At 68.7% G+C, this 25,022-nt stretch carries 20 protein-coding genes; 9 read left to right on the top strand and 11 right to left on the bottom strand.

The features are described 5' to 3' along the window. The first annotated feature begins 34 nt into the window (after nucleotides 1–34). A complete protein-coding gene (locus ACSBPH_RS11775) occupies nucleotides 35–1,021 on the top strand; it encodes a carbohydrate ABC transporter permease (RefSeq protein WP_442574520.1) in 987 nt (328 codons plus the stop codon). Continuing rightward, nucleotides 1,018–1,845, top strand: a complete 828-nt coding sequence (locus tag ACSBPH_RS11770; protein WP_442574519.1) for a carbohydrate ABC transporter permease — start codon at nucleotides 1,018–1,020, stop codon at nucleotides 1,843–1,845. The genes ACSBPH_RS11775 and ACSBPH_RS11770 overlap by 4 nt, the downstream gene beginning before the upstream one ends. A gap of 71 nt (nucleotides 1,846–1,916) precedes the next feature. On the opposite strand, the gene ACSBPH_RS11765 is transcribed toward ACSBPH_RS11770, so the two are convergent. The 5 genes from ACSBPH_RS11765 to ACSBPH_RS11745 form a co-directional block, all read right to left on the bottom strand. After that, nucleotides 1,917–2,954, bottom strand: coding sequence for an N-acetylglucosamine kinase (locus tag ACSBPH_RS11765; protein ID WP_442574518.1), 1,038 nt, complete (start codon nucleotides 2,952–2,954; stop codon nucleotides 1,917–1,919). Next, nucleotides 2,951–4,240, bottom strand: a complete 1,290-nt coding sequence (locus ACSBPH_RS11760; protein WP_442574517.1) for a family 4 glycosyl hydrolase — start codon at nucleotides 4,238–4,240, stop codon at nucleotides 2,951–2,953. The genes ACSBPH_RS11765 and ACSBPH_RS11760 overlap by 4 nt, the downstream gene beginning before the upstream one ends. Next, nucleotides 4,237–5,340, bottom strand: coding sequence for an ROK family transcriptional regulator (locus tag ACSBPH_RS11755; protein WP_442574516.1), 1,104 nt, complete (start codon nucleotides 5,338–5,340; stop codon nucleotides 4,237–4,239). The genes ACSBPH_RS11760 and ACSBPH_RS11755 overlap by 4 nt, the downstream gene beginning before the upstream one ends. Nucleotides 5,341–5,703: 363 nt before the next feature. Further along, complete coding sequence (locus ACSBPH_RS11750; RefSeq protein ID WP_442574515.1) at nucleotides 5,704–8,235, bottom strand: hypothetical protein; 2,532 nt, start codon at nucleotides 8,233–8,235, stop codon at nucleotides 5,704–5,706. Nucleotides 8,236–8,261: 26 nt separating this feature from the next. Further along, on the bottom strand, nucleotides 8,262–8,798 hold the full coding sequence (locus tag ACSBPH_RS11745; RefSeq protein WP_442574514.1) for a hypothetical protein: 537 nt from the start codon (nucleotides 8,796–8,798) through the stop codon (nucleotides 8,262–8,264). Between the two features lie 295 nt (nucleotides 8,799–9,093). On the opposite strand from ACSBPH_RS11745, the gene ACSBPH_RS11740 reads away from it, so the two are divergent. From ACSBPH_RS11740 to ACSBPH_RS11730, 3 genes are read left to right on the top strand one after another with little or no spacing between them, the layout of a single operon-like run. Next, nucleotides 9,094–10,419: an ABC transporter substrate-binding protein gene (locus tag ACSBPH_RS11740; protein ID WP_442574513.1), complete on the top strand. Its 1,326-nt coding sequence runs from the start codon at nucleotides 9,094–9,096 to the stop codon at nucleotides 10,417–10,419. Nucleotides 10,420–10,477: 58 nt separating this feature from the next. Continuing rightward, entirely contained in the window at nucleotides 10,478–11,476 is a 999-nt protein-coding gene (locus ACSBPH_RS11735) for a carbohydrate ABC transporter permease (protein ID WP_442574512.1), read from the top strand. Beyond that, nucleotides 11,473–12,300 carry a carbohydrate ABC transporter permease gene (locus ACSBPH_RS11730; RefSeq protein ID WP_442574511.1) on the top strand — a complete coding sequence of 276 codons (828 nt, stop codon included), beginning with the start codon at nucleotides 11,473–11,475 and terminating at the stop codon, nucleotides 12,298–12,300. Before ACSBPH_RS11735 ends, ACSBPH_RS11730 begins: the two co-directional genes overlap by 4 nt. Before the next feature lie 108 nt (nucleotides 12,301–12,408). Here ACSBPH_RS11730 and ACSBPH_RS11725 read toward each other — a convergent pair whose 3' ends face one another. The 5 genes from ACSBPH_RS11725 to ACSBPH_RS11705 all read right to left on the bottom strand — a co-directional run bounded on the left by ACSBPH_RS11725 (nucleotide 12,409) and on the right by ACSBPH_RS11705 (nucleotide 18,387). Then, nucleotides 12,409–12,876, bottom strand: a complete 468-nt coding sequence (locus tag ACSBPH_RS11725) for a hypothetical protein (protein ID WP_442574510.1) — start codon at nucleotides 12,874–12,876, stop codon at nucleotides 12,409–12,411. A 273-nt stretch (nucleotides 12,877–13,149) separates the two neighbouring features. Then, the gene (locus tag ACSBPH_RS11720) at nucleotides 13,150–15,675 is read right to left on the bottom strand and encodes an ATP-dependent Clp protease ATP-binding subunit (protein WP_442574509.1); all 2,526 of its coding nucleotides are present in this window, start codon (nucleotides 15,673–15,675) and stop codon (nucleotides 13,150–13,152) included. A 132-nt stretch (nucleotides 15,676–15,807) separates the two neighbouring features. After that, on the bottom strand, nucleotides 15,808–16,542 hold the full coding sequence (locus tag ACSBPH_RS11715; protein WP_442574508.1) for a hypothetical protein: 735 nt from the start codon (nucleotides 16,540–16,542) through the stop codon (nucleotides 15,808–15,810). Nucleotides 16,543–16,642: 100 nt separating this feature from the next. Beyond that, nucleotides 16,643–17,275 carry an arsenate reductase/protein-tyrosine-phosphatase family protein gene (locus ACSBPH_RS11710; RefSeq protein ID WP_442574507.1) on the bottom strand — a complete coding sequence of 211 codons (633 nt, stop codon included), beginning with the start codon at nucleotides 17,273–17,275 and terminating at the stop codon, nucleotides 16,643–16,645. Then, nucleotides 17,272–18,387, bottom strand: coding sequence for a glycosyltransferase family 4 protein (locus ACSBPH_RS11705; RefSeq protein WP_442574506.1), 1,116 nt, complete (start codon nucleotides 18,385–18,387; stop codon nucleotides 17,272–17,274). Before ACSBPH_RS11705 ends, ACSBPH_RS11710 begins: the two co-directional genes overlap by 4 nt. A gap of 160 nt (nucleotides 18,388–18,547) precedes the next feature. Between ACSBPH_RS11705 and ACSBPH_RS11700 the strand changes: the two genes are divergently transcribed. After that, nucleotides 18,548–20,515 carry a glycosyltransferase gene (locus ACSBPH_RS11700; protein WP_442574505.1) on the top strand — a complete coding sequence of 656 codons (1,968 nt, stop codon included), beginning with the start codon at nucleotides 18,548–18,550 and terminating at the stop codon, nucleotides 20,513–20,515. Here the strand turns inward: ACSBPH_RS11700 and ACSBPH_RS11695 are convergent. Next, nucleotides 20,504–21,592, bottom strand: a complete 1,089-nt coding sequence (locus ACSBPH_RS11695) for a MauE/DoxX family redox-associated membrane protein (RefSeq protein WP_442574504.1) — start codon at nucleotides 21,590–21,592, stop codon at nucleotides 20,504–20,506. The genes ACSBPH_RS11700 and ACSBPH_RS11695 overlap by 12 nt on opposite strands. Nucleotides 21,593–21,665: 73 nt before the next feature. On the opposite strand from ACSBPH_RS11695, the gene ACSBPH_RS11690 reads away from it, so the two are divergent. Genes ACSBPH_RS11690 through ACSBPH_RS11680 form a run of 3 tightly spaced genes read left to right on the top strand, consistent with a single transcriptional unit; the run spans nucleotide 21,666 to nucleotide 24,990 of the window. After that, nucleotides 21,666–22,826: a glycosyltransferase family 4 protein gene (locus tag ACSBPH_RS11690; RefSeq protein ID WP_442574503.1), complete on the top strand. Its 1,161-nt coding sequence runs from the start codon at nucleotides 21,666–21,668 to the stop codon at nucleotides 22,824–22,826. Then, the gene (locus ACSBPH_RS11685; RefSeq protein WP_442574502.1) at nucleotides 22,823–23,872 is read left to right on the top strand and encodes a glycosyltransferase family 4 protein; all 1,050 of its coding nucleotides are present in this window, start codon (nucleotides 22,823–22,825) and stop codon (nucleotides 23,870–23,872) included. The genes ACSBPH_RS11690 and ACSBPH_RS11685 overlap by 4 nt, the downstream gene beginning before the upstream one ends. Then, the gene (locus ACSBPH_RS11680; RefSeq protein WP_442574501.1) at nucleotides 23,869–24,990 is read left to right on the top strand and encodes a glycosyltransferase; all 1,122 of its coding nucleotides are present in this window, start codon (nucleotides 23,869–23,871) and stop codon (nucleotides 24,988–24,990) included. Before ACSBPH_RS11685 ends, ACSBPH_RS11680 begins: the two co-directional genes overlap by 4 nt. The last annotated feature ends 32 nt before the right edge of the window (nucleotides 24,991–25,022 follow it).

Below are 25,022 nucleotides of genomic sequence, written 5' to 3'. Positions count from 1 at the left end.
CCTCGGCCCCGCACACTCCTGACCGGAGGACCCCATGAGAGCACACCGACCCCTCGCCCCCTACCTCTTCATCGCACCCGCGCTCATCGTCTTCGGGTTCGCGGTGCTCGTCCCGTTCGTCTTCACGGGCGCGTTCAGCCTCACCGAATGGGACGGGTATTCCGAGGCGGTGTTCGTGGGCGTCGACAACTACGTGCGCGCCTTCGGCGACGCCGTGTTCCAGCAGTCGTTCGTGAACGTCGTCATCTACATCCTCGTCACGCTCGTCGTGGAGGTGCTGGTCGGGCTCGTCCTGGCCGGCATCGCCATCTCCGTCACACGCGGATCATTGTGGTTCCGGGTCGCGATCTTCACCCCCGTCATGCTGCCGATGGTCGTCGTCGCGGTGTTGTGGTCCTTCATCTACAACCCCGACTTCGGGCTCGTCAACGGAGCCCTCCGCGCACTCGGCCTCGAAGACTGGACCCGCGTCTGGCTCGGCGACGAACAGACCGCACTGCTGGCAATCTGCCTCGTCTCAGGCTGGGTCTACGCCGGCTTCTACATGACGATCTTCTACGCCGCCCTCCGCCAGGTCCCCACCGAAGTCGTCGAAGCCGCCCGCCTCGACGGCGCCCGCGAGAACACCATCTTCTGGCGCGTGCGAGTACCCATCATCCGCAACTCCATCGAGGTCGCCATCCTCCTCTGCGTCACCGGCGGGTTCCAATCCTTCGACCTGTTCTACGTCCTCACCAACGGCGGCCCCTACCACTCCACCGAGATCCCCACCACCTACCTCGTGCAATCCGTGTTCCACACCGGCCAAGTCGGCTACGGCTCAGCCATGGCCGTCGTCCTCACCGCCGTCGTCGTCACCATCGGCCTCATCGCCACCGCCATCCGCCGACGCGGCGACAGCGACGATCGGCCCTCACGCAAGTCCGCGCGAAACACCACCCGAAACACCGCGCGAAACACGGTCGCGCAGCCGGACCCGGCGGACACGGCATCCGTCCCCACCCTGGAGGTCGTCCGATGAACCCCGCCATCCGCCTTGGCAGAGGCCTCGTCTACGTGGGCCTCGCCGCGCTCGCGCTCATCTTCTTCATCCCGCTCGTATGGATGGTGCTCTCCAGCTTCAAAAGCAACCCCGAGATCTTCACCACCCCGTTCTCCCTGCCCACCTCGTTCGACTTCTCGATCTGGGCGCAGGCCTGGGAAATCGGCAACATCGGCCGCTACGCCCTCAACAGCGCCATCGTGACCTCGGTATCGGTACTCGCGATCCTCGCGCTCTCCTCCGCCGCCGCCTTCGCGTTCAGCCGCTACCGCTTCCGCGGAGCCAAACTCCTGCTCGGACTGCTCTCCCTCGGCCTCATCCTGCCGCTGCAGTCCTACTTCATCGCCCAAAGCACGATCTTCACCAACCTCGGCCTCACCGACACCTACTGGGCCCTCATCATCCCCTACACCGCCATGGGACTCCCCCTGGCCACCTACCTCCTCAAAGTGTTCCTCGACGCGATCCCCGAAGAACTCTTCGAAGCCGCCCGCATCGACGGCGCCGGAGACTTCCGCATCTTCCGCATGATCGCCATCCCACTCCTGCGACCAGGCCTCGCCACCGTCGCGGTCTTCTCCGCCCTCTCCTGCTGGAACGAGTTCCTCCTCGCCCTCCTCTACATCCAAGACGACGAACTCAAAACCATCCCCACCGGACTCCTCGCCTTCTCCAGCCGATACGTCACCGACTACAGCCTGCTCTTCTCCGCACTCTCCATCGTCACAATCCCCATGATCATCATCTACATCGCCTTCAACCGACAGATCACCGAAGGCCTCACCGCCGGCAGCCTCAAATAACACCCACAACAACGAAGAGCGGATGCCGAAGCATCCGCTCTCCATTCGTTCGTCAGGCCGGAAGGCCGACGCTATGCGCGAGCCACGAGGTCGAGCGTGTCATGCCCGCGCACTTCGTGAGGGGTGTCCAGCGTGGCCCGCAGCCGTTGACGGCGGGCGGGGCCGGAGCCGCGTCGTCCCACCAGCTCGTCAAGGTGCTCGAGGCCCAGAAGCGCCGAGCCGATGATCGGCGCATCGGTGACGATCGAGACGACGGCGGCGGGGGCGACCGCGCCGATGCCTTCGAGCACGGGCCCGATGAGCGCTGGGTGACGGCTCGTGAGCATGCCGCCGCCCAGCACGACGTCGATGGGCGCGTCGAGCGCATCCATGCGGCGGATCGTCGTGGTGGCGAGCAGCGCGATCTCTTCGGCCTGACGCTGCACGACTTCGGCTGCGACGGAGTCGCCGGCGTCGACGGCGGCGAACAGCAGGGGCACGAGTTCATGCATGCGATCACGGTCGATGGTGCCGAGGTGCATGCCTGTCGCGATCTCGACGGCGGACGAGCATCCGAAGTGCCGTGCGGCGAGCTCAGTGAGCAGGGTCGCCGGGCCACGGCCATCTTCGTGACGACTCGCGTGCCAGAGCACTTCCTTGCCGATCGCGAACCCGCCGCCCCAATCGCCGGTGGCGCGGCCGAGCGCAGGGTAACGCACGTGGCTCCCGTCGCGCGCGATCCCGACGCAGTTGATGCCGCCGCCGCAGACGACCGCAACCCCCGCTGCGGCGTCGGTGCCCGCACGGAGCATGGCGAAGACATCGTTGTGCACCTCGACACGGGGGGCCCACCCGTGCGACGCGATCGCGTCGGCGATCGCCGCCTCCTCTTCCGGGAGATCGGCGTTGGCGAGATAGCCCGCGACGACGTCGACACCGGTGAGTCCGGCGATCGCGAGCACGCGCTCCACGGCAGGTGCCACTGTCGCCACGGCGGGGCCGGCGCCGACGATGTGAGGTGCGAACGGCCCAGAACGCGCCCGTGCGAGGACAGTGCCATCGAAGGCGACGACCAGCACGTCGGTCTTGCTGTTGCCACCGTCGAATGCGAGCAGTCGCGGTTCAGTCATTGCGCCCACGGCAGCCACTCCTTGTTCTCGGCGATGAGTCGGTCGGCGAGCGCCTGCGCGGTCGCGTACTGCCCGATGAGCGGGTGCGCGAGAAGCGTCCGCACCACACGATCGCGACCGCCGTGCAGTGCGGCTTCCACGCCGAGCTGCTCGTAGCGCGCGACATGCGCGACGAGCCCCGAGACGAGTGGGGGCGGCATGGGCACCGGATGCGGGAGAATGCTGTCCGGCCCCACCTTCGCACGCACCTCGATGACCGCCTCGTCGTCGAGGAACGGCAGAGTGCCGCGGTTGCGCACGTTCACGATGTGATCGCGTGCCGCGCCCGTGCCGAGCAGGCTCGCCAGCAGGCCGACCGCAGCATCCGAGTAGTACGCACCGCCACGGCCGCGCAGCTGCGGGGGCGTGCGATCCAGTGCCGGATCGGCGTACAGCTCGAGCAGTTCCGCCTCCAGCGCCGCCACCTGCGCGGCGCGCGAGGGCCGGTCAGCGGCGAGCGACACGAGCTCGTCGTGCTGGTAGTAGTAGCGGAGATAATACGAGGGGATGACGCGCTCGGAGCGCAGCAGGGGGAGCGGCAGCTCCGTCTCATCGACGAGCGCATCGCCGTGGGCGTCGATGAGGCGATCAAGCACCTCGGTGGCTGTCCCGTCGTCATGGCGGATGCGCGCGCCGAGCTCCCAGCTGAGGTGGTTGAGCCCGGCGTGGTCGAGCTCGATTCGTTCCGGCTCGACGCCGAGCAGCGAAGCGAAGAGCCGCTCGAAGCCGATGGCCACGTTGCACAGGCCGACGGCACGATGCCCGTCGTCGAGCAGCGCACGAGTCACCATCCCGACAGGGTTCGTGAAGTCGACGATCCAGGCGTCGGGGTTGACGGCTCGCACCCGGCGCGCGATGTCGAGCACGACGGGGATCGTGCGCAGTGCCTTGGCGAGGCCGCCGGCCCCCGTCGTCTCCTGCCCGATGCAGCCGCACTCGAGCGGCCAGCTCTCGTCGCGACCGCGGGCGGCCTGCCCGCCGACGCGCAGTTGCACGAGCACCGCGTCTGCACCTTCCGCGGCCGCTGAGATGTCGGCAGTCGTGGTGACGCGGCAAGAGCTGCCGGCAGCGGCGAGTATGCGCGATGTGAGCCCCGCGACGACCTCAATGCGTGCGGGGTCGGGGTCCACCAGCACGAGCTCCTCGACGGGGAGGTTCTTGCCGAGTCGAGCGATACCGTCCGCGAGCTCGGGCGTGTAGGTCGAGCCGCCGCCCACGACGGCCAGCCGAATGCGACGCCCGCTCATGTCGTGAACACCCGGTCGCGTGCGATCCCGAGACTCATGAGCATCGCGCCGTCGAGGATCGGGGTGTCGGTCGCCACGGTGAGGGTGAGCTTGGGCGCCGCCGGCAGGATCGCGGCGAGCTGTCGGGCCACCTCGGCGCGCAGTCGTTCGCCGCCGAGCCGCGCGAGCTTCCCGGCGAGCACGATACGCGCCGGGTCGAGCAATGCGACGACGGAGGCGATGGCGCACGCGTAGCGGTTGCAGAGCTCGGCGACGGCGGGCGCTGCGTCGGGATCCTCGAGCAGCGCACTGAGCGCCTCGGCTGCGGACGCTGCCTCGTGCCCGGCTCCCGCGGCCAGCCCGCGGAGTGCCTGCTCGCCGACGAGGCGCTCGAGCGCTCCGTCTGTGCGGCTCTCCGCATCGAGTACGGCACCGGGAATGAGCAGGAATGCGGCCTCGCCGGCCGCGCCGCGAGTGCCGCGATGAAGCGCCCCGTCGATCATGATCGCTCCGCCGACGCCGTCATCGAGCCAGAAGAGGAAGAAGCTGTCCGACTCACCGCTGGCGGCGCGCCGCTCGGCGATGGCGGCGAGATTCACGTCGTTCTCGATGGCGACCGACGCGTCGGGGAACAGCATCCGCAGCTCGGCGCCGACGGAGGGGTGCTGCCAGCCGGGGACATGGTCGACGTAGCTGAGAGAGTCGGTCGCGATGTCGTACGAACCGGGCACGCTGACGACGATCGCGTCGAGCTGGGCAGGGGAGAGTCCTGCCGAGTCGCAGCAGGACCGGATGATGGCGGCGGCACTCTCAGGGCCGTTGACGGGCTGATCGCTTTCATCTGCGCACTCCGTGACCACCGCTCCCGCGATGTTCGAAATGCGCACCCGCACGCTCCCCGGGCGAACGTCGACGGCGGCGGCATACCCCGCAGTCGGATTGATGCGGTAGAGCTGCGGTGCACGGCCGCCGGGGCCGGTGTCGCCCAGCCCGCTCGGGCGCACGAGCCCGCTCTCTTCGAGCCGCTGAAGCAGCAACGACGCGGTGGGCTTCGAGAGCCCTGTAAGCGTGCGCACGTCGCTGCGGCTCAGGGTGTCGTGCTCGATCAGAAGGTCGAGCACGACACGATTGTTCAGGGTGCGCAACAGGCCTGGCTGTGCGGGCGCCGGGCCACGGCTGTCGCCTTGTACCGATGTGTTCACCGGGAAGTCCTCCGCGAAGTTAGGAAACTTTACTATCTAGACATTAGTGATCGCGAGGGAAGGTGTCAACGCCGGCCTCCGCCTCCTTTATGCGGCTCACGGCTCACTGGAGCTCAGAGAGCTGTCCCGGTGGGAACGCGCGGGAAAGCCGGCTCGCTCGGGGCTTGAGGATACCCGTCCTGGGCGGGTGCGCGGGCGGTGCCGGCGGTGTTGACAGAGAGGGCCACCACACGACGTGGTCTCACGCCGGTGTGGTGGCCCTCTCATGCGACTCGCGTCGCGCTACTCCTTGATGATGCCGTGGTAGCGGCCCATCCAGTAAGGCAGCGTGAAGGTGAATCCGACGACGAAGCTCCCACTGCTGTAGTCGTAGTCAGGGTAGACGCCGGCGGCCTGGTGCTCGGCTTCGAACGGATTGCCGTTGTTCTTCATGGCACGTCGCTCATCGGGCGGCAGCACGTAGTTCGTCTGCTTGTAATCGTCGCGATCGCCGGGCTCGATGTAGAAGACATCCTGACGGTTCGTCTGCACCGGGAATTCGATCTGATATTCGTACTGCCGATCCAGGTATCGGACGGCCGACTGGAGATCGATGTCCTTCCTCTCCGGGTGTGCCAGCTGATAGAGGAACGTGTAGTACGGGTTCTCCTCACGCACCTCGTTGGCGTACCACTGATCGAACGCCTCGACGATCTGCGGGCGCTTGGCCGGATCGTTCTCCTGCAGAATGAGCGGATACAGCGCGAACCAAGCCAGCTCCTCGTCGGAGTAGTTGATGTACTGCGTCCAATCGTGGTGCAGGGTGGCGTTGATGTTGGACCGGTCTTCGATGTCGTCGCCGGCCTCGGCATACGCGGCTTCATAGTTGTCGCGGGTCACCAATTCATTGTTGTTGATCCCGTATGCATTCGTCGCCTGCCGGATGAGACGGCGATCGATATACTCGGTCGCCATGTCGATATAGCCCTTGCCGTTGAAATACGGCTCTTCCTTGCTGTATCCCGACGTGTCGAACAGCACGTCATAGGCGTCCTTGTACTCCTGCTTGCCGATGATGTTGCCGGCCGTCTTCAGGATGGACATCACTTCGAGCGCATTCAGCGGCGCGTCCTCGAACCCGTAGGAAAGCGAGTCTTCGCCGTCAGCGTCGACGCCGACGTTGGAGGCCCATTCCGGACGCTGCTCCATCGCACCCGTGGTGTCGTTGAAATACTTGGCGAACCACTTGGACCACAGGGTCGACTTGCCCGTCGCATCCTCGATGTAGAAGTGGTCATCCTTGAGGATCAGATCGGTCATGCGCTCGGTTGTCTGCTCGATGATGCCCTTGAGCGCGGCCATCTCCGGAGCGGGACTGTCGCCCACCAGGAACTCGTCGGCTGCGAAGAACAAGGCGTAATGTCCGATGACTTCATCCGACGACGTGTCGGCCTTGTAGACGATCTGGCTCATGTCGATGTGGCCATCCCGGATCGCCGACTCTGGGAACAGGTCGTTGAAGAAGGTCGGGATCTGCTCGTAAACCGGCACCGTGAGCTGGAACAGGGGCGGGTTCGCAGCGCTCGTCCCCGTGTCAGCGCCCGGCTTCTTCTTCGTGTTGGTAGCCGAGGTGATGACAGGAAGCACCTGCTGCACCGAATCGGTCACCTTCACATAGACGTCATCGCCCAATTGCGCATCGGCAGGTCGTGAAGCGTTCAGCTTCGTGACCGCATCCGCCGTCAGCGTGAGGCCGTTGTAGTTCATCTCGCCGTCTCCACCGGAGGGGAACAGCTTGCCGCCGATCTTGGTCATCGCGTCTTTGGTGACACGGGCGATCGAGTAGCCGATCGGCTCGATGGGCTGGTTGTCCTCATCGACACGTTCCATGCTCGGGATGATGCCGTTCGGATTCGGCGAGCCGTCCATCACCGGATGGAACCAGAATCCGTTCTGGTTCTGGAAGCCGAAGTCTGTGCCGTCAGACGTCTGTGCACCCGCTTCGCTCGTCAACATGTACGAGCGTGCCGGGAAGCCATTGCCACGGCCGGACACATAGTCCAGCAGCAGCACCGCCTTCGTGGCGCGAAGTGCGGCAGTCTTCGCTGCAGCGACTTCCGCCGGCGAGCCGCCCTGCTCGAGCAGCGTCCTGTAGCGGTAGATCTCACCGATCGCGTACATCGCCGTCCACAGTCCGTCGTTGTCGCTCGTCTCTGCATGTGACGTGAATGTGCCGTCGCTGTAGTTGATCCCGCGAGCTGCGTCGGTGGGGGTGAAGGTGAACCGTGCGTCGGAGGTCATCCCGCGGCGATCGTGAACCGACTGGATGACGTCTTCATAAGCGGTGGCTTTCTCGCGCAGCGTCTTGAACGGCATTGCAATGTGCGTGATACCTCGCGCATTCTTGACCCACACACCGCCCTGTCCGTCACTGGCCAGCGCCGTCACGTGATCGTCACCGTCGAACATGTAGCGTGGTCCGGCGAAATACTGCACGATGTCGCGCTCATCCTCTTCGTCGAAGTTGACGCGCTGCAGTCCGTTCTGAGTTCCGATCCAGTAGACGCCCTCTGCGTCCTTCACCACGCTCGTGACATCATCGGTCACTCCGACCGGCAGGAAGGTGGGCGCATTCTTGTCGGTCACCCATTGGATCGCCGGCGTCGCGGTCCCCGGCTTGTAGTAGGTGACCTCCTTCGTTCGAACGGGTTCCAGCTTGACGGCCGAGAAGGAGGCGCCCTGCGGCTTCGCCGCGAGAGCCGGCGCAGCAGGCAGCGAGACCAGCAGAGCGGCGGCTGCAGCGCAGCCGATCACTCTCTTGAGGTTCTTGTTCATGATTGACATTGAGTGGCTGCCCTTCCTTAGCCGTAAATCCGGGCAACGCCGGATTCCGTGATCGCGAACACGCCTTTGCCGCCGTCGGAGATGAGCAGCAGTACCTCGTCGTCGACGAGCTGCTTGTCGGCGGTCTTGTACTCCGTCGCCCTGTTGCTCTTCAGCTCGATCTTCGTGACGCCCTTATCCGTGCCGATCCACAGGTTCTTTCGGTTGTGGTCGAGGACCGAGGTGTTCACACCGCGAAGCGCCGGGAAGAGAGACGGCTTGACATCGAATTCGTAGTTGACGAAGGTCTTGGCGTTCGCAAGATCCGTCGGCATGTCGACACCGGGGTTCGCGGTTGCGGGACGATACGTCGCGTCCTGAACGAACCCGAGGTACATCTTCACAGCGGCTTCTGCATCGGACGAGCCGAGCTTGGTCAGCGCCTGATCGTAGGTGTAGAGCACCGTCGCCTTCCCTGCGGTGACAGGCGGGGCAGCGAATGCTGCCGGCGCCGCTCCCGTGAGGCCGGCGAGTAGAGCAAAGATGAGAACCGCTGGCTTCCACTTGAAGCGCATGGTTTTTCCTTCCCTGGTTGTGATGTTGAGAGGTCGTGCTGAATCCGATCCGATGGATGCTTCGGGCGTTCGTCAGTCCGTTGCGCCACGATCTCCACCGAGTTAGGAAACCTTACTATCCTGCACCGTAGTGGCGCGGTCCCACGGTGTCAACGGTCGACTTCGCCCTCACGGGCTCGTGCCACGGCGGCGACGCGCCGCCGTTTTCCCGCCCTGTGATCCTCGGGATTGACAGAACCCCCGTGCCTAGGGTCTAATCTCCAGATAGGAAACTTTACTAACTAGAAGGTGACACATGCGCAGAGTCGCACATGCCCGCCCGCTTCGGGCCGCCACAGCCGCATCCACGGCGAACAAGCGTCTCCACAGCGCCGCCGCGGTGGCTGTGGTGGGAGTCGTGGTTCTCGCCCTCGCCGGTTGTGCTGGTGGTGGGGCGTCGGCGGCGGATGACAAGACGCTTCGGGTGGCGATGGGTTCTCCGGGTGAGGCGCAGATCCGGGTGTGGGAGTCGGTGGCTGAGCAGTTCGAGGCGGCCAACGATGGGTGGAAGGTCGATCTGAACTTCCAGGATGACGACATGTATCAGACGATCGGGCTGCCGAACCTGTTGAACGGTCGCAATGCGCCGGACGTGTATTTCGAGTGGGCGGGCAACCGCCTTGCCACGCGCAACGACGACGGGTTCGTCGCCGACCTGACGCCGTTCGTCGAAGACGGGCCCTTGACCGGTGTGCTCGAGGACGATCAGTACGGTGCCGTCACGGCCGACGGACGGATCCTGATGGTGCCCCACATCGCCGATGTCACGAACGTCCTCTGGTACAACACCGAGATCCTCGACGCCGAAGGGCTCGAGGCACCGACGTCGTGGGACGAGCTGCTCGAGGCGTGCGACACGCTCGCCGCCGACGGGATCGTGCCGATCGCCTCGGGCAACAAGGACCTGTGGGCGGCGGGGAACTGGCTGGCCCACCTGGTCTCGCGGGTCGTGGGTCACGAGGAGTACGACAAGGCACTCAGCGGGCAGGCGGACTTCGACACCCCCGAATGGAAGACCGCCTTCGGCTACGTGGAGCAGCTTGCGCAGCACAAGTGCGTCAACGAGTCGGTCAACGCGATCGACGACAACGAGGGCGCGCAGCTGTTCTTCCAGGGCAAGGCCGCGATGCACGCGATCGGCTCGTGGCTGGTGAGCTGGGCGATCGACGAAGCCCCCGACCTCGACTTCGACTTCGTGAACCTCCCGGCGATGCCCGGGGAGGCCGACCCGGACAGCGTCATCGGCGTCATCACCGGATACGTCGTCAACGCCAAGAGCGGCCACGACAAGCAGGAGAAGGCCGCCGAGTTCCTCGCTCTGCTGAGCTCGGCGGAGAACACGCAGGCCTTCATCGAGGCCGAGGCCGTTCCCGTCACCGCCACGGCATCGGCGTCCATCGACGAGCGCACCATCCGGCTGAACTCCCTCCTCTCCGAGGCGCCCGTGGTCATCAGCCCGCCCGACACCGGCTACGACCTCGACGTCGCCGACGCGTTCTACCGCAGCCTCGCCGAGGTCCTCGGCGGCCGCACCAGCGCCGACGACGCGGTCACCCAGCTCCAGGAGCAGACCTCCAAGTAACTCCCTGTGCGGGGCCGAGCACCCCCTCGGCCCCGCACACTCCTGACCGGAGGACCCCATGAGAGCACACCGACCCCTCGCCCCCTACCTCTTCATCGCACCCGCGCTCATCGTCTTCGGGTTCGCGGTGCTCGTCCCGTTCGTCTTCACGGGCGCGTTCAGCCTCACCGAATGGGACGGGTATTCCGAGGCGGTGTTCGTGGGCGTCGACAACTACGTGCGCGCCTTCGGCGACGCCGTGTTCCAGCAGTCGTTCGTGAACGTCGTCATCTACATCCTCGTCACGCTCGTCGTGGAGGTGCTGGTCGGGCTCGTCCTGGCCGGCATCGCCATCTCCGTCACACGCGGATCATTGTGGTTCCGGGTCGCGATCTTCACCCCCGTCATGCTGCCGATGGTCGTCGTCGCGGTGTTGTGGTCCTTCATCTACAACCCCGACTTCGGGCTCGTCAACGGAGCCCTCCGCGCACTCGGCCTCGAAGACTGGACCCGCGTCTGGCTCGGCGACGAACAGACCGCACTGCTGGCAATCTGCCTCGTCTCAGGCTGGGTCTACGCCGGCTTCTACATGACGATCTTCTACGCCGCCCTCCGCCAGGTCCCCACCGAAGTCGTCGAAGCCGCCCGCCTCGACGGCGCCCGCGAGAACACCATCTTCTGGCGCGTGCGAGTACCCATCATCCGCAACTCCATCGAGGTCGCCATCCTCCTCTGCGTCACCGGCGGGTTCCAATCCTTCGACCTGTTCTACGTCCTCACCAACGGCGGCCCCTACCACTCCACCGAGATCCCCACCACCTACCTCGTGCAATCCGTGTTCCACACCGGCCAAGTCGGCTACGGCTCAGCCATGGCCGTCGTCCTCACCGCCGTCGTCGTCACCATCGGCCTCATCGCCACCGCCATCCGCCGACGCGGCGACAGCGACGATCGGCCCTCACGCAAGTCCACCCGAAACACCACCCGAAACACCGCGCGAAACACCGCGCGAAACACGGTCGCGCAACCGGACCCGGCGGACACGGCATCCGTCCCCACCCTGGAGGTCGTCCGATGAACCCCGCCATCCGCCTTGGCAGAGGCCTCGTCTACGTGGGCCTCGCCGCGCTCGCGCTCATCTTCTTCATCCCGCTCGTATGGATGGTGCTCTCCAGCTTCAAAAGCAACACGGAGATCTTCACCACCCCGTTCTCCCTGCCCACCTCGTTCGACTTCTCGATCTGGGCGCAGGCCTGGGAAATCGGCAACATCGGCCGCTACGCCCTCAACAGCGCCATCGTGACCTCGGTATCGGTACTCGCGATCCTCGCGCTCTCCTCCGCCGCCGCCTTCGCGTTCAGCCGCTACCGCTTCCGCGGAGCCAAACTCCTGCTCGGACTGCTCTCCCTCGGCCTCATCCTGCCGCTGCAGTCCTACTTCATCGCCCAAAGCACGATCTTCACCAACCTCGGCCTCACCGACACCTACTGGGCCCTCATCATCCCCTACACCGCCATGGGACTCCCCCTGGCCACCTACCTCCTCAAAGTGTTCCTCGACGCGATCCCCGAAGAACTCTTCGAAGCCGCCCGCATCGACGGCGCCGGAGACTTCCGCATCTTCCGCATGATCGCCATGCCACTCCTGCGACCAGGCCTCGCCACCGTCGCGGTCTTCTCCGCCCTCTCCTGCTGGAACGAGTTCCTCCTCGCCCTCCTCTACATCCAAGACGACGAACTCAAAACCATCCCCACCGGACTCCTCGCCTTCTCCAGCCGATACGTCACCGACTACAGCCTGCTCTTCTCCGCACTCTCCATCGTCACAATCCCCATGATCATCATCTACATCGCCTTCAACCGACAGATCACCGAAGGCCTCACCGCCGGCAGCCTCAAATAACACCCACAACAACGAAAAGCGGATGCCGAAGCATCCGCTCTCCATTCGTTCGTCAGGCCGGAAGGCCCCGATCGAATCAGTCCGAGGTGATCGCGAGGTCGGGCGACGCTACTTCCTCTTGCCCTTGCCCTTCGGCACGGTCGTGGTCGGGTCCGGTGAGACCACAGCCGACGAGCACGTCGCTGTGATCGTCCAGGTCAGGTTGGCCGGGGTGGGCTCCGTCGACTTGGCCAGCGCCCAGCTGAGGCTGTAGCTTCCGGCCGCGGGCGCCGTGTAGGTGACGCCCGTCGCCGCGAAGCCCTCGTAGAAAGCGAAATTCAGCCCGTTGGCGGCCGAGAGCAGGATCTTCTGGGTGGAGGTCACCGGAGAGGCGGTCACGGTGATCTTGTCGCCCGCGTTGAGGACCACCGCGGAGGCGGAGTAGCTGGGGGCGGTGACGCTGACCCCGTTGAGCGAGCTGCATCCGACCGCAGCCGAGGCGGTCGGCGCCGCGGACGGTGCGACGACCAGGGCCGCGGCCAGCGCTAGGGAAGCGGCCGCTCCCACGAGTCCGAATCTGGTGGCGCGCTCGATCATTGCTGTTCCTCGTTTCCTGCGGTCGGGTGGGCGGGGGCACTCACGGCCGCACCGAAGCGCAGCACATAACGTATGGCTCAGAAGCCGAAGGTAACGACACGGGCTATTTCTGACCGCCTGGTACCACCCTGCCAAATCTCCGGTCGATCTCCCACTGGATGAGGGAACTCTCACGAGCGCGCAGACGTCGACGAGCAACCCGCAGACGACGAAGAGCGGATGCCGAGGCATCCGCTCTTCGTCGTTTCGTCGGGCCGGAGGGCCCCGATCGAGTCAGTCCGAGGTGATCGCAAGGTCGGGCGTCGCCGAGATCTCCGGCGTCGAGACGACCCCGACGGCCACCTTCTCGCCGCGCGGGCCGTTCTCGAAGACGAACTCGCCGTTCTGCGCGTCCACCCTGATGTGATCGCCCGTGTTGAGCTCGCCGTGCAGGATCTTCTCGCTCAGGCGGTCCTCCACCTCACGCTGCATCGCGCGACGCAGGGGTCGTGCGCCCAGCGTCGGATCGAAGCCGATCTCGATGAGCTTGTCCTTCGCGGCATCGGTCAGCTCCAACGTCATGTCACGGTCGAGCAGCCGCTCACCGAGTCGCTTGGTGAACAGACCCACGATCTGGCGCAACTCGTCCTTGTCGAGCTGCGGGAACACGATGATGTCGTCGACGCGGTTGAGGAACTCGGGCTTGAAGTTGCGCTTGAGCTCCTCGTTCACCTTGCCCTTCATCCGCTCGTACGTCGTGCCGCTGTTGCCCTCGACCTGGAACCCCACCGGGCCACCGGCGATGGCAGACGAGCCGAGGTTCGTCGTCATGATGATGACGGTGTTCTTGAAGTCGATCACACGGCCCTGACCGTCGGTCAGACGACCCTCTTCGAGGATCTGCAGGAGCGAGTTGAAGATGTCGGGGTGCGCCTTCTCGATCTCGTCGAACAGCACGACCGAGAACGGCTTGCGACGCACCTTCTCGGTGAGCTGGCCGCCCTCTTCGAAGCCGACGAATCCGGGAGGGGCACCGAACAGCCGCGAGACGGTGTGCTTCTCACCGAACTCCGACATGTCGAGCGCGATGAGCGCCTGCTCGTCGTCGAAGAGGAATTCGGCGAGCGCCTTGGCGAGCTCGGTCTTTCCGACACCCGTGGGTCCGGCGAAGATGAACGAGCCCGAGGGACGCTTGGGGTCCTTGAGGCCCGCGCGCTGACGACGGATCGTCTTGGCGAGAGCAGCGATCGCCTCTTCCTGGCCGATGACGCGCTGGTGCAGCGCCTTCTCCATGAAGACGAGACGGCTCGACTCCTCCTCGGTGAGCTTGAACACCGGGATGCCGGTCGCCTGGGCGAGCACCTCGGCGATCAGGCCCTCGTCGACGACGGCGTGGCTGGCGACGTCACCCGAGCGCCACTGCTTCTCGAGGCGCAGGCGCTCGGCGAGCAGCGACTTCTCCTCGTCGCGCAACGACGCGGCCTTCTCGAAGTCCTGGTCTTCGGAGGCCTGCTCCTTGTCCTCCCGGACCTTGGCGATCTTCTCGTCGAACTCGCGCAGCTCGGGCGGGCTCGAGAGGATCGACAGGCGCAGGCGAGCGCCGGCCTCGTCGATCAGGTCGATGGCCTTGTCGGGCAGGAAGCGGTCGCTGATGTAGCGGTCGGCGAGGTTCGCCGCCGCGACGATCGCGCCGTCGGTGATCTGCACCTTGTGGTGCGCCTCGTAGCGGTCGCGCAGGCCCTTCAGGATGTTGATGGCGTGCGGAAGGCTCGGCTCGGCGACCTGGATCGGCTGGAAGCGGCGCTCGAGCGCGGCATCCTTCTCGAAGTGCTTGCGGTACTCGTCGAGGGTCGTCGCACCGATCGTCTGGAGCTCGCCACGGGCGAGGAGGGGCTTGAGGATCGACGCGGCGTCGATCGCGCCCTCGGCGGCACCGGCCCCGACGAGCGTGTGGATCTCGTCGATGAAGACGATGATGTCGCCACGCGTGCGGATCTCCTTGGTGACCTTCTTGAGGCGCTCCTCGAAGTCGCCGCGGTAGCGGGAACCGGCGATGAGCGAGCCGAGATCGAGCGAGTAGAGCTGCTTGTCTTTCAGCGTCTCGGGGACATCGCCCTTCACGATCGCCTGGGCGAGACCCTCGACGACGGCGGTCTTGCCGACGCCGGGCTCGCCGATGAGGACGGGGTTGTTCTTGGAGCGGCGCGACAGGATCTGCATGACGCGCTCGATCTCTTTCTCGCGCCCGATCACCGGGTCGAGCTTGTTCTCGCGCGCGGCCTGCGTGAGGTTGCGGCCGAACTGGTCGAGGACCTGCGAGCCGCCCTGGGCAGCCTGCGGGTTGTCGTGCGCGGCGCCGGAGACGGCGGCCGGCTCCTTGCCCTGGTAGCCCGACAGGAGCTGGATGACCTGCTGGCGCACCTTGTTGAGGTCGGCGCCGAGCTTCACGAGCACCTGGGCCGCCACGCCCTCACCCTCGCGGATGAGGCCGAGCAGGATGTGCTCCGTGCCGATGTAGTTGTGGCCCAGCTGCAGCGCTTCGCGCAGTGACAGCTCGAGCACCTTCTTGGCACGCGGCGTGAAGGGGATGTGACCGGTCGGCTGCTGCTGCCCCTGGCCGATGATGTCCTGCACCTGCTCGCGCACCGCGTCGAGCGAGATGCCGAGCGACTCGAGCGCCTTGGCGGCGACGCCCTCGCCCTCGTGGATGAGCCCGAGCAGGATGTGCTCGGTGCCGATGTAGTTGTGGTTCAGCATCTTCGCCTCTTCTTGGGCGAGGACGACCACACGACGGGCACGGTCGGTGAATCTCTCGAACATCGTTCTTCCTCCGGGACGCACTGCGTGCGGATGCACCGGGCGCCTTACAGACGAGGGTAACGAGCGACCGGATGCCGCAAGCCGCTGTTCGCCGTGGGCATAGCGTCCGGAGCCTCCGGACGCCATGCCGGGTCACACGGCGTTCGAGCCGTAGATCGGGACCTTCACGTTCTCGTACTGGTCGCCCGTCAGGACGAGCTCGACGTTCGACCCTTCGCTGAGATCGTTGACCGCCGCGACCTGGGCGCGGGGCGCCATGTCCATCGTGCAGACCTGGTCGGCCGGGGGCGTCTGGAAGGTCGCCGTGACCTGGGCGGGCCCGGTGGCCGCGACATCCTGAACCACGGGCACGCAGCTCGACGAGCCCCACGTGAGGAGGACGAACTGGCCGGGGGCGGTCGCCCATCCGGCGCTCGGGTTGTAGTCCGTCTCACCGCCGGCCGTGAGACCTTCCACGCCCGCGAGCTCGACCTCGCCGTAGTAGTCGTCGCCCGAGACCTGGATCTGGAGATCGGCGGCAGGGTCGACGTCGGCCGGGACGCCGACGAGGGTCACGCGAGGAACGAGGTCGGCGGTGCACGCCCTGTTCGACTCGGGCGCCATGAGCGCCACCTGGAGCACGCCGTCGCCATCGAGCTTCGGCTCGTCGGCGACCGGGACGCACGTCGAGCTTCCGAGCGTGACGAGGCCGATCATGCGACCGCCGTCGAGCCACGCGGCGCCGAGATCGGGGTCGGCCTGCACCAAGGGCGAGGGCGAGGTCTCGCTCGATGCGCCGGGGGCCCCCGAAGGAGTGGAGCAGCCGGCGAGGAGCAGGCCCGCGAGCGCGAGCGCGCCGATGCCTGCCAGAACGGAACGTGCGGACATGGTCATGCCTTTCGACGAGGGGGCATCCACGGCCGCGCGGCGACCGTGAGGTCGATCATCCCAGGCGCCGCCTGGGAAGAGAACGATCGGCGGCCCCGCCTCACCTGAGAAGGGCGGGGGCGCCGGCTACCCTGAGGTACTCGTCGGCGTCGGCGCGCGGCATCCCGAACAGCACGACGGCCAGCCGCACGAGCGGCGGCACCTCTTCGCGCACCATGGCGTCGTAGGCCGAGACGTCGCGGCCCTGCGGATCGATGATGTCGTCGTCGGAGCGCGAGTGCGGTGCCGCATCGGCGCGCCGGTCTGCCATGCGTGCGACGACGGCGCGCAGATCGTCGGGCGAGTGCGGATGCCCCGGCGCGGCGAGTGCCGCGATGCGGCCGGCCTCGCGGATCGTGAAGCTGCGCCGCAGAGCCCGGGGGTCGCGGCGCACGATCTCGTCGCGGTGCGCGCGCGAAGCGGCCAGCACGAGGTCGGCCTCGGCGATGAGGCGATCGGTCACGGCACGCGCGCGATGCGAGCCGTCCTCGGCGCCCAGCGACCGTGCGATGCGCCAGGTCGTGACGCCCATCGGCGCGCCGACGGCTGCTCCCGTCCCCGCGCTTCCGACCGTCACGTCGCGGCGGAGATCCGCCGGGAGGTACCACTGCGCCCAGGTCGCGAGGAGTTCGTGCGCGAGAGCGGAGCGATGGATGTTGCCGGTGCAGACCGTCAAGACCGTGAAGCCCGTCATCGGGCGTTCCGCCGCGTGCGGGCGGCCAGCACCTCGCGGTAGAACCGGCGGTGCTCGGCCGAGATCTCGGCATCCTCCTGCAATCGCGGCGTCCGCGCGCCGCGGTCTGCGAGCTGTTCGCGCAGGCCCGCGTCGTCGGCGAGTCGTCGGAGCGCCGCCGCGAGCGCACCCGCGTCGCGCGGGGCGACCCGAAGCCCGTTGACGCCGTCGTCGACCCATTCGGCCGGCCCGCCCTCGTCGGCGACGATCGTCGCGCAGCCGGCGGCGAGGTACTGCAGGACGTTCTGCCCGAGGGGTTCGGCGCGGAGGGATGCCTGCACGCCGACGTGCCAGCGATCCAGCAGCGCGTCGACGTCGGCGACGTGGCCGAGGAGGTCGAGCTGCCCGCTGACGCCGAGCTCCTCCGCGCGGGACCGGAGGCGGGCGGCGAAGTCCTCGTGGCCGAACGGAGCACTGCCGGCCAGCTGCAGTCGCTCCTGGCCGCCGCCGAAGGCGCGGGCGAAGGCGTCGAGGAGGAGCTCCTGCCCCTTCCAGGGGTCGATGCGCGCGAGCATTCCGACGACGAGCGGTCCGTCGGGGCGCGGCGCGGGCGGGCGCAGCTTCAGGCCCGAGGCGCTGGGGATGACGGCCGCGGGGATCCGCGGGTCGGCGAATGGCAGCGCCGAGGCCAGCGCTCGTCTCGTGTCGGCGACGATGCCGTCCGCGCGCGGGAGCACGATCCGGCGCATGATCGCCGCGCCGGCGCCGCCGAGCGCCTCGGCATCGGCCATGTCGCGGATGTGGACGACGAACGGCACGTGCGACAGCCATGCCGCGAGAGCCCCGTAAGCCGCCGAGCGGGTGGTGTTCGCCACGACGACGTCAGCAGTGCGGAAGGCACGGTTCAGGCGGGTCGAGATGGCCTGCGCGGCGAGCCGCAGCGCGTTGCCGACCTGTTCGGCCGCGGACGCGGTGCTCGCTCCGAAGCGCTGGGCGACGCCGGCGGATCGGACAGGGAGGGGGAGATCGGCGAACACGCCGGCGTCGCCACCCGGGGGAAGCAGCACGACGGCGTTCCAGTCGGGGTCGGCCCGCAGCATCCGCACCAGGGCCAGCTCGGCGCCCCCGGGCACCGTGACATGGTCCAGAAAGAGCGTGCGCGGACGCCGACTGCTCTCGCCCACGTTCGCCTCCCCAGCCGAGTGGTCGCCCGGGCCGGGCCCGATAGAGTTTCGCCCATCGAGTCTATGGGGGTGAGCCGTGCGCGTGCTCAGGATCTCGCATAGCGCCGGCGTGGACGCGTGGCGCGGCCGCGAACGTGCTCTCGCCGCACGCGGCGTCGTGGTCGAGGTCGTCTGCGCGGCGCACTGGGTCGAGGGCGGCGTCGAGGTGACGCCGCACCCCCTACCCGGCGAGCAGGTGACGTCCGTCCGCACGTGGGGCACGCACCCCGCCCTCTTCGTCTACGATCCGAGGCCGCTGCTGCGCGCGCTTCGTCGCGGGTGGGACCTCGTCGACATCCACGAGGAGCCCTTCGCCCTCGCGACGGCGGAGGTGCGGCTGCTGCGGGCGCTGAGCCGCGTTCGGAGTCCGTTCGTCCTCTACACCGCGCAGAACATCGCCAAGCGCTACCCGGTGCCGTTCCGGTGGCTCGAGCGCTCTGCGCTGCGCGCGGCGGCGGGCGTGTCGGCGTGCAACACGGCGGCTGCCCGCATCGCCGAGCGCAAGGGCTTCCCGGGCCGGGCCCGCGTCATCCCGCTCGGGGTCGATCTCGACGAATTCTCCCCCGCGTCCTCCTCACCGGCCCCATCCGACGGGCCGAGCCCGTCGAACGCGCCGCAGACGGAGAGCGGGCCCGGCTCGCCGGCGATCACCGTCGGCTACGTCGGCCGCCTCGTGCCCGAGAAGGGCGTGCTCGTGCTCCTCGACGCCGTCGCGGGCGATCCCCGCCTGCGCGCCCGCATCGCCGGCGACGGCCCGCTCGGCCCTCTGCTGCCGAGCGAGCTCACCCGTCGCGGCCTTTCCGACCGCGTCGAGCTCATCGGTGGTCTTCCTCCGGGCGCCGTGCCCGACTTCTACCGCGGAATCGACGTGCTCGCGGTTCCGTCGCTGACGACGCCGACCTGGGTCGAGCAGTTCGGCCGCGTCGCGATCGAGGCGATGGCGAGCGGCGTGCCGGTCGTCTCGAGCGACTCCGGAGCGCTCCCGGATGTCGTCGGCGGGGCCGGCATCGTCGTGAGAGAAGCGGATGCCGCGGCTCTGTGCACCGCTCTCGTCGAGGCCGTCACGACGAGGCGTGACGAGCTGCGCGCGCTCGGATCGGCGCGGGCGGCCGAGTGCTCGTGGGAGTCCGTCGCCGACGACTACCTCGCGCTGTACCGGTCCGCGCTGCACGAGGACGACCCGACGGCGACCTGGCCCGAGGTCGAGATCATCGTGGTCGCGTACGGCGCACCGGAGCTTCTCCGCGCGGCGCTCGAGCCCGTGGCATCCCTCCCGGTCACCGTCGTCGACAACTCGTCGCTCCCCGAGATCGCGGCGCTGTGCGCAGAGCTCGGCGTGCGCTACCTCGACCCGGGTCGGAACGGCGGCTTCGCCGCGGGCGTGAACCACGGGCTCGCCCACCGTCAGCGCCCCGGCGCCGACGTGCTGCTGCTCAATCCCGATGCGCGCATCGAGCCCGACGGGGTCGCCGCCCTGCAGGCCGCCCTGCGTGCCGACACGCGGCTCGCGAGCGTCGCTCCCGCGCAGACGGATGCCGCCGGACACCGCGCCCGCGTCGCGTGGCCGTTCCCCTCGCCCGCCCACGCCGTGCTCGAGGCTGTCGGGCTCGGCCGGCTGCAGCGCGGGCCGACGTATGCGATCGGCGCCGTGCTGCTGCTGCGCGCCGAGGCGCTGCAGCAGGTCGGCGGGCTCGACGAGGCGTTCTTCCTCTATGCCGAAGAGACCGACTGGGCGTACCGGGCCTCGCGCCTGGGCTGGCGCCACACCCTCGTGCCGGGCGTGGAGGCGCTCCACGAGGGAGCCGCGACGAGCAGCGACGCGCGGCGGCGCGATGCCCATTTCCATGCGTCGCAGGAGCGGTACTTCCGCAAGCACTTCGGCTCCACCGGGTGGCAGGTCGCGCGCGTCGCCGTCTGGGCGGGTGCCATGGTCCGCTCGTTCATGCTCCCTGGCCAGGCGGGTGCGGCCGCCCGGCGGCGCGCGGCGCTCTACCGGCTGGGGCCGCTCCGGGTCGAGCGGCGTCTCTCAGACAGCTGAGCCGTCGCGCATCGGGCCTTCGCGCACCGAGTCGTCGTGCACCGGGCCGTCGCGCACCGGACCGTCGTGCACTGACCCGGCCTGCCCGGGGCGCTCCCCGTGCAGGCTCTCGTACACGTCGCCGACGAACGCCTCGACGGCGAGGTCGCCCGTGACCGGCCCCCCGGCGAGGAGGCCGTCGGCGCCGATGAGCACGGCGGTCGGCGTCGCCCAGTCGCCGATCGAGCCCGCGACGTACTCCTCGACGTCGTGGAGCGACTGCGGCTCGTCGCGCTCGGTCCAGCGGCTCATCGCGGCCGGCTCGGCGAGGAGCAGCCGCACATCGACCTCCGGAAGCAGGGCGCGCCACTGGTCGCGCCTCTCGTAGATCGACTCGCAGGGGCCGCAGACGGACGAGACCGCGAGCAGCAGGATCGGCTTGCGCGCGGCGAGCGTGCGGAGGTTGACGACGGTCCCGTCCGCCATCGTCACGGGAACCGCCGGCGTGCGCGTGCGGATGTAGTCGAGATCGTCGGCGCCGCCGACGGCAGGTGCGGCGGCGGGCGGCGATACGGCGACGGATGCCTCACCCTCGGGCCAGACGACGAGGGCGGCCGTGACGGCCGCCACCGCGAGGGCGACGACCCACACGAGGTCTGCCGTGGCGGCGACCACGGCGCCGCCGAGGAGCGGGTTGGCCCACACGACCGCGGCGGTGACGAGCGCGAGAAGGCTCAGCCAGATGTTGCGGACGAGCGTGACCCGAGTGACGCGCTTGCGTGCGCCGAAGCACGCGCACGAGGTGTCGTCCGACCGCCGCACGACACGCGCGACGAGCACCGTGTACGCGAGCATGAGCGCGAGTGCGACGAGAGCGGCCAGGAGCCCGAGCCACCCGCCGAGCACCGCGAGCGCCACGCCGAGCGCGAGCTCAGCCCAGGGGTGGAGGCGTCGCAGCCACTCGCGTCGGAAGGCCGCGGGTACGCCGAGATCGCGCCATCCCGCGAGGTCGTCCGGCGCGCGCAGCTTGGCCACGCCGCTCGCGATGAGCACGACCGCCAGAACGAGCGGCATCGCGACCGGGAAGGCGTCGGGCATAGGCAGATGCTAGTGCCGTGAGCCGTGCCCCTGCCTGGATAGGCTGAGGGGGATTCGGTCGAGGGGAGACCGCGTGACCAGCATCGTGCAGATCGTGCCGTTCATGGGGGCTGGGTCCGGTGTCGCGGGTGTCGCGTGGAATCTGGATCGCGAACTGCGGCTCCTGGGAGTCGCGGTCGATACCTTCACCTTCACCCGGGCGCGGCAAGGCGCCCGCGACCCCATCGCGACGCGAGGCCGGATCTCGGCGCGCATCGTGTCGTCGTGGCGGGTCGTCTGGTTCTCGACGGTCGGCACGAAGCGCGCGAAGGAGTATCTCGCCGAGCATCCCGACACGATCGCGATCGTGCACAGCAATGTCATGGCCGGCGACGTCTACGTCAACCACGGCGTGCTCTTCGCGGCCATGCGTGCACGGGGCAACACCTTCTGGCGCTTCCTCCGCGACCCCACGCACATCTACACGCACTTCCGCGACCGCGCGCGCTATCGCGGGCACATCCATCGGCGCATCGTCGCGCTCACTGCCGCCGAGGTGCAGACCCTGCGGGACTCGTACGGCCGCGTCGCGCCTCCCGTCGTCGTGATCTCCAACGGCGTCGACCTCGACGCGTACCGCCCGCCGACGCCGGAGGAGCGCGCCGAGGCCAGGGCGATGTTCCAGCTGGATGACGAGCACCGCGTCGCGGTCTTCGTCGGCCACGAATTCGACCGGAAGGGCCTGCCCGCCGCGATCGAGGCGCTCGTGCACGCGCCGACCGTACTGCTGCTCGTGATCGGCGGCATCCGCAAGATGGTCGACGACGCTCGCGCCTACGCCGAGAAGCTCGGCGTCTCGGATCGCGTCATGCTCCTCGGAGAGCAGCACGGACTGCAGAAATACCTCGCGGCGGCCGACATGTTCGTCCTGCCGAGCGTGTACGAGTCCAGCGGCCTCGTCTTCCTCGAGGCGCTCGCCTCGGGGCTCCCTGTCGTCGCGACCCGCGTGGGCGTCGCGCCGGAGGTCGTGGTGGACGGCGTGAACGGCTACCTGGTCGGCCGCGACCCCGTCGAGATCGCCGACCGCCTCGAGCGCATCGCCGCCCGCCCCGTCGGCGCCTTCACCGAGGCCGCCCGCGCGAGCGTCGCGGAGTACTCGTGGCCGAAGATCGCCCGGCGCTACCTCGACCTCGCCGAGGAGCTCGCCGCCGAGAAAGCGGCTGAGTCGGCGGCCGCTCCGCGGGCCGCGACATGACCGGCCCGCTGCGGATCGTCCACGCCATCAGGTCGGCGGCGTTCGCCGGCGTCGAGCAGTTCGTGCTCCGCCTCGCGGTGCAGCAGGCCGCCGACGGCCACCGCGTGCACGTCATCGGCGGCGATCCCGCTCGCATGCGTCCCGGCCTGGCGCACCCGGCGCTCTCATTCGCACCGGCCACGCGCACGGCGGAGACCGTTCAGGCGATCGCCCGCGCCGCACCGGGCGCGGATGTCGTCAACACCCACATGACCGCCGCCGACGCCGCCGCCGTCATGGCGCTCGCGGCGAGGCGTCGACGGCCCCCGATCGTCTCGACCCGCCACTTCACGAGCCCGCGCGGACGCTTCGCCGGCCTCCCCATCGACGCCCTCGTCGCGGGGACCATCGACGCCGAGCTCTCGATCAGCCGAGCCGTCGCAGACGCGATCGGTCGCGCGAGCACCGTCGTGCACTCCGGCGTCGCCGTCTCCGACCTGCCCGCCCGCCCGCGCGAGCGCACGGTGCTGATGGCCCAGCGCCTGGAGTCCGAGAAGCGCACGGATCTCGGCATCCGCGCTTTCGCCTCCTCCGGGCTCGCCGCGCACGGCTGGTCGCTCGAGATCGCCGGTGAGGGCGCGCAGCGCGCCGCGCTCGAAGAGCTCGCGGCCCGGCTCGGCGTCGACGCACGGTTCCTCGGCTTCCGCGACGACCTCGCCGAGCGGTATCGCACCGCCGGCGTCCTTCTCGCCCCGTGCCCCGTCGAGGGACTGGGGCTCGCGGTCATCGAAGCCCTCGCGGCGGCGCTCCCCGTCGTCGCGGCCGACGCCGGCGGGCATCGCGAGATCCTCGCGGGTCTCGATCCGCGAGCACTGTTCGAAGCGGATGATCCGGATGCCGCGGCCCGCGCGCTCGCATCGCTCGGCGATGACGCGGCAGGCCGCTTCGCCCTCGGCGAGGCGGGCCGCGCGCGGCAACGGGCGCAGTTCTCGATCGCCGCCCAGGCGCGCGGCACGGAAGAGGTCTACCGCGCCGCGATCGCGGTGCGCGCGAGGTCTCGGCGATGACCGATCTCGTCGTGATCTCACTCGAGGCGTGGGACGACGTCTGGCGGCGGAACCAGCATCTCGTCGCGCGTCTGCTCGAGGGTGACCCGTCGCTGCGGGTGCTCTTCGTCGAGCCGCCCGCCGACCCCCTGCACGACCTCGTGTCGCGGCGGAGACCCGCGAGGGGCCTGGATCCCGCTCCGGCACCGGGCTTCGAGGGGAGGCTTCTCCGGTTCCGTGCGGTGAAGGCGCTCCCCCGCCGCATCGATCGGCGCGCCGACGAGCGGCTGGCGCGCGCTGTCGAGCGCGCTGCGGCGGCGGTGGGGATACGGCATCCGCTCCTCTGGGTCAACGACCCCGACGGCGCCGCCGTCGCGCGACTCACCGGGTGGCCGACGCTCTACGACATCACCGACGACTGGGCGGCGGCGGAGCGGGCGACCGCCGAGATCGCACGCATCCGCGACGACGAGGCGTGGCTCCTCAGCCACGCGGGCGCCGTCGTCGCCTGCTCCCCAGAGCTCGTCCGCCGCAAATCGGGCGGGCGCCCGGGGTCGATCACACTCATCCCGAACGCGGTCGACGTCGAGGCGTACCGTGCCCCCCGGCCGCGCCCCGCCGACCTCCCGCCGCGCGCCGCCGTGTACGTCGGCACGCTGCACACCGACCGCCTCGACCTCGAGGTCTGCGAGGCCACGGCGCGCGCCCTCGGCGCCGACGGGCGGCTCGTCCTCGTCGGACCGAACGCCCTCGACGACACAGCGACGCAGCGCCTGCGCGAGGCGGGGGCCCTGCTCCTCGGGCCGCGCTCCCGCGACGATGTCATCGGCTACCTTCAGCACGCCGAGGTGCTCGTCGTGCCGCACGTCGTGACGCCCTTCACCGAGAGCCTCGACCCCATCAAGCTGTACGAATACACCGCGGTCGGCCGCCCCGTGATCGCGACGCCCGTCGCCGGCTTCCGCGACGCCGCCGATGCGGATGTGCGGGTGGTGGCGGCATCCGATTTCCCCGGTGCGGTCGCCGCCGCACTCGCGCAGCCGACGCCGCCGGCGGGGCGCACGAAGGCTCCCGTGGCCAGTTGGGACGAGCGCGCCGCGGCCATGCGCGCCGTGATCGACGGGCTCGCACGCGCCTGACGGCCGCGGCGGCGGAGGGGCGTGCCGGACGG

This window comes from Microbacterium sp. F51-2R, assembly GCF_052180235.1.
Classification (GTDB): domain Bacteria; phylum Actinomycetota; class Actinomycetes; order Actinomycetales; family Microbacteriaceae; genus Microbacterium.
This window is presented reverse-complemented; position numbering and strand designations above follow the sequence as displayed.

Coding starts and splice junctions, on each gene's coding strand:
- ACSBPH_RS11725 (WP_442574510.1), bottom strand. CDS start 12,876: ATGATCGAGCGCGCCACCAGATTCGGACTCGTGGGAGCGGCCGCTTCC.
- ACSBPH_RS11770 (WP_442574519.1), top strand. CDS start 1,018: ATGAACCCCGCCATCCGCCTTGGCAGAGGCCTCGTCTACGTGGGCCTC.
- ACSBPH_RS11710 (WP_442574507.1), bottom strand. CDS start 17,275: ATGACGGGCTTCACGGTCTTGACGGTCTGCACCGGCAACATCCATCGC.
- ACSBPH_RS11775 (WP_442574520.1), top strand. CDS start 35: ATGAGAGCACACCGACCCCTCGCCCCCTACCTCTTCATCGCACCCGCG.
- ACSBPH_RS11730 (WP_442574511.1), top strand. CDS start 11,473: ATGAACCCCGCCATCCGCCTTGGCAGAGGCCTCGTCTACGTGGGCCTC.
- ACSBPH_RS11685 (WP_442574502.1), top strand. CDS start 22,823: ATGACCGGCCCGCTGCGGATCGTCCACGCCATCAGGTCGGCGGCGTTC.
- ACSBPH_RS11720 (WP_442574509.1), bottom strand. CDS start 15,675: ATGTTCGAGAGATTCACCGACCGTGCCCGTCGTGTGGTCGTCCTCGCC.
- ACSBPH_RS11765 (WP_442574518.1), bottom strand. CDS start 2,954: ATGACTGAACCGCGACTGCTCGCATTCGACGGTGGCAACAGCAAGACC.
- ACSBPH_RS11735 (WP_442574512.1), top strand. CDS start 10,478: ATGAGAGCACACCGACCCCTCGCCCCCTACCTCTTCATCGCACCCGCG.
- ACSBPH_RS11695 (WP_442574504.1), bottom strand. CDS start 21,592: ATGCCCGACGCCTTCCCGGTCGCGATGCCGCTCGTTCTGGCGGTCGTG.
- ACSBPH_RS11760 (WP_442574517.1), bottom strand. CDS start 4,240: ATGAGCGGGCGTCGCATTCGGCTGGCCGTCGTGGGCGGCGGCTCGACC.
- ACSBPH_RS11745 (WP_442574514.1), bottom strand. CDS start 8,798: ATGCGCTTCAAGTGGAAGCCAGCGGTTCTCATCTTTGCTCTACTCGCC.
- ACSBPH_RS11750 (WP_442574515.1), bottom strand. CDS start 8,235: ATGAACAAGAACCTCAAGAGAGTGATCGGCTGCGCTGCAGCCGCCGCT.
- ACSBPH_RS11740 (WP_442574513.1), top strand. CDS start 9,094: ATGCGCAGAGTCGCACATGCCCGCCCGCTTCGGGCCGCCACAGCCGCA.
- ACSBPH_RS11680 (WP_442574501.1), top strand. CDS start 23,869: ATGACCGATCTCGTCGTGATCTCACTCGAGGCGTGGGACGACGTCTGG.
- ACSBPH_RS11715 (WP_442574508.1), bottom strand. CDS start 16,542: ATGTCCGCACGTTCCGTTCTGGCAGGCATCGGCGCGCTCGCGCTCGCG.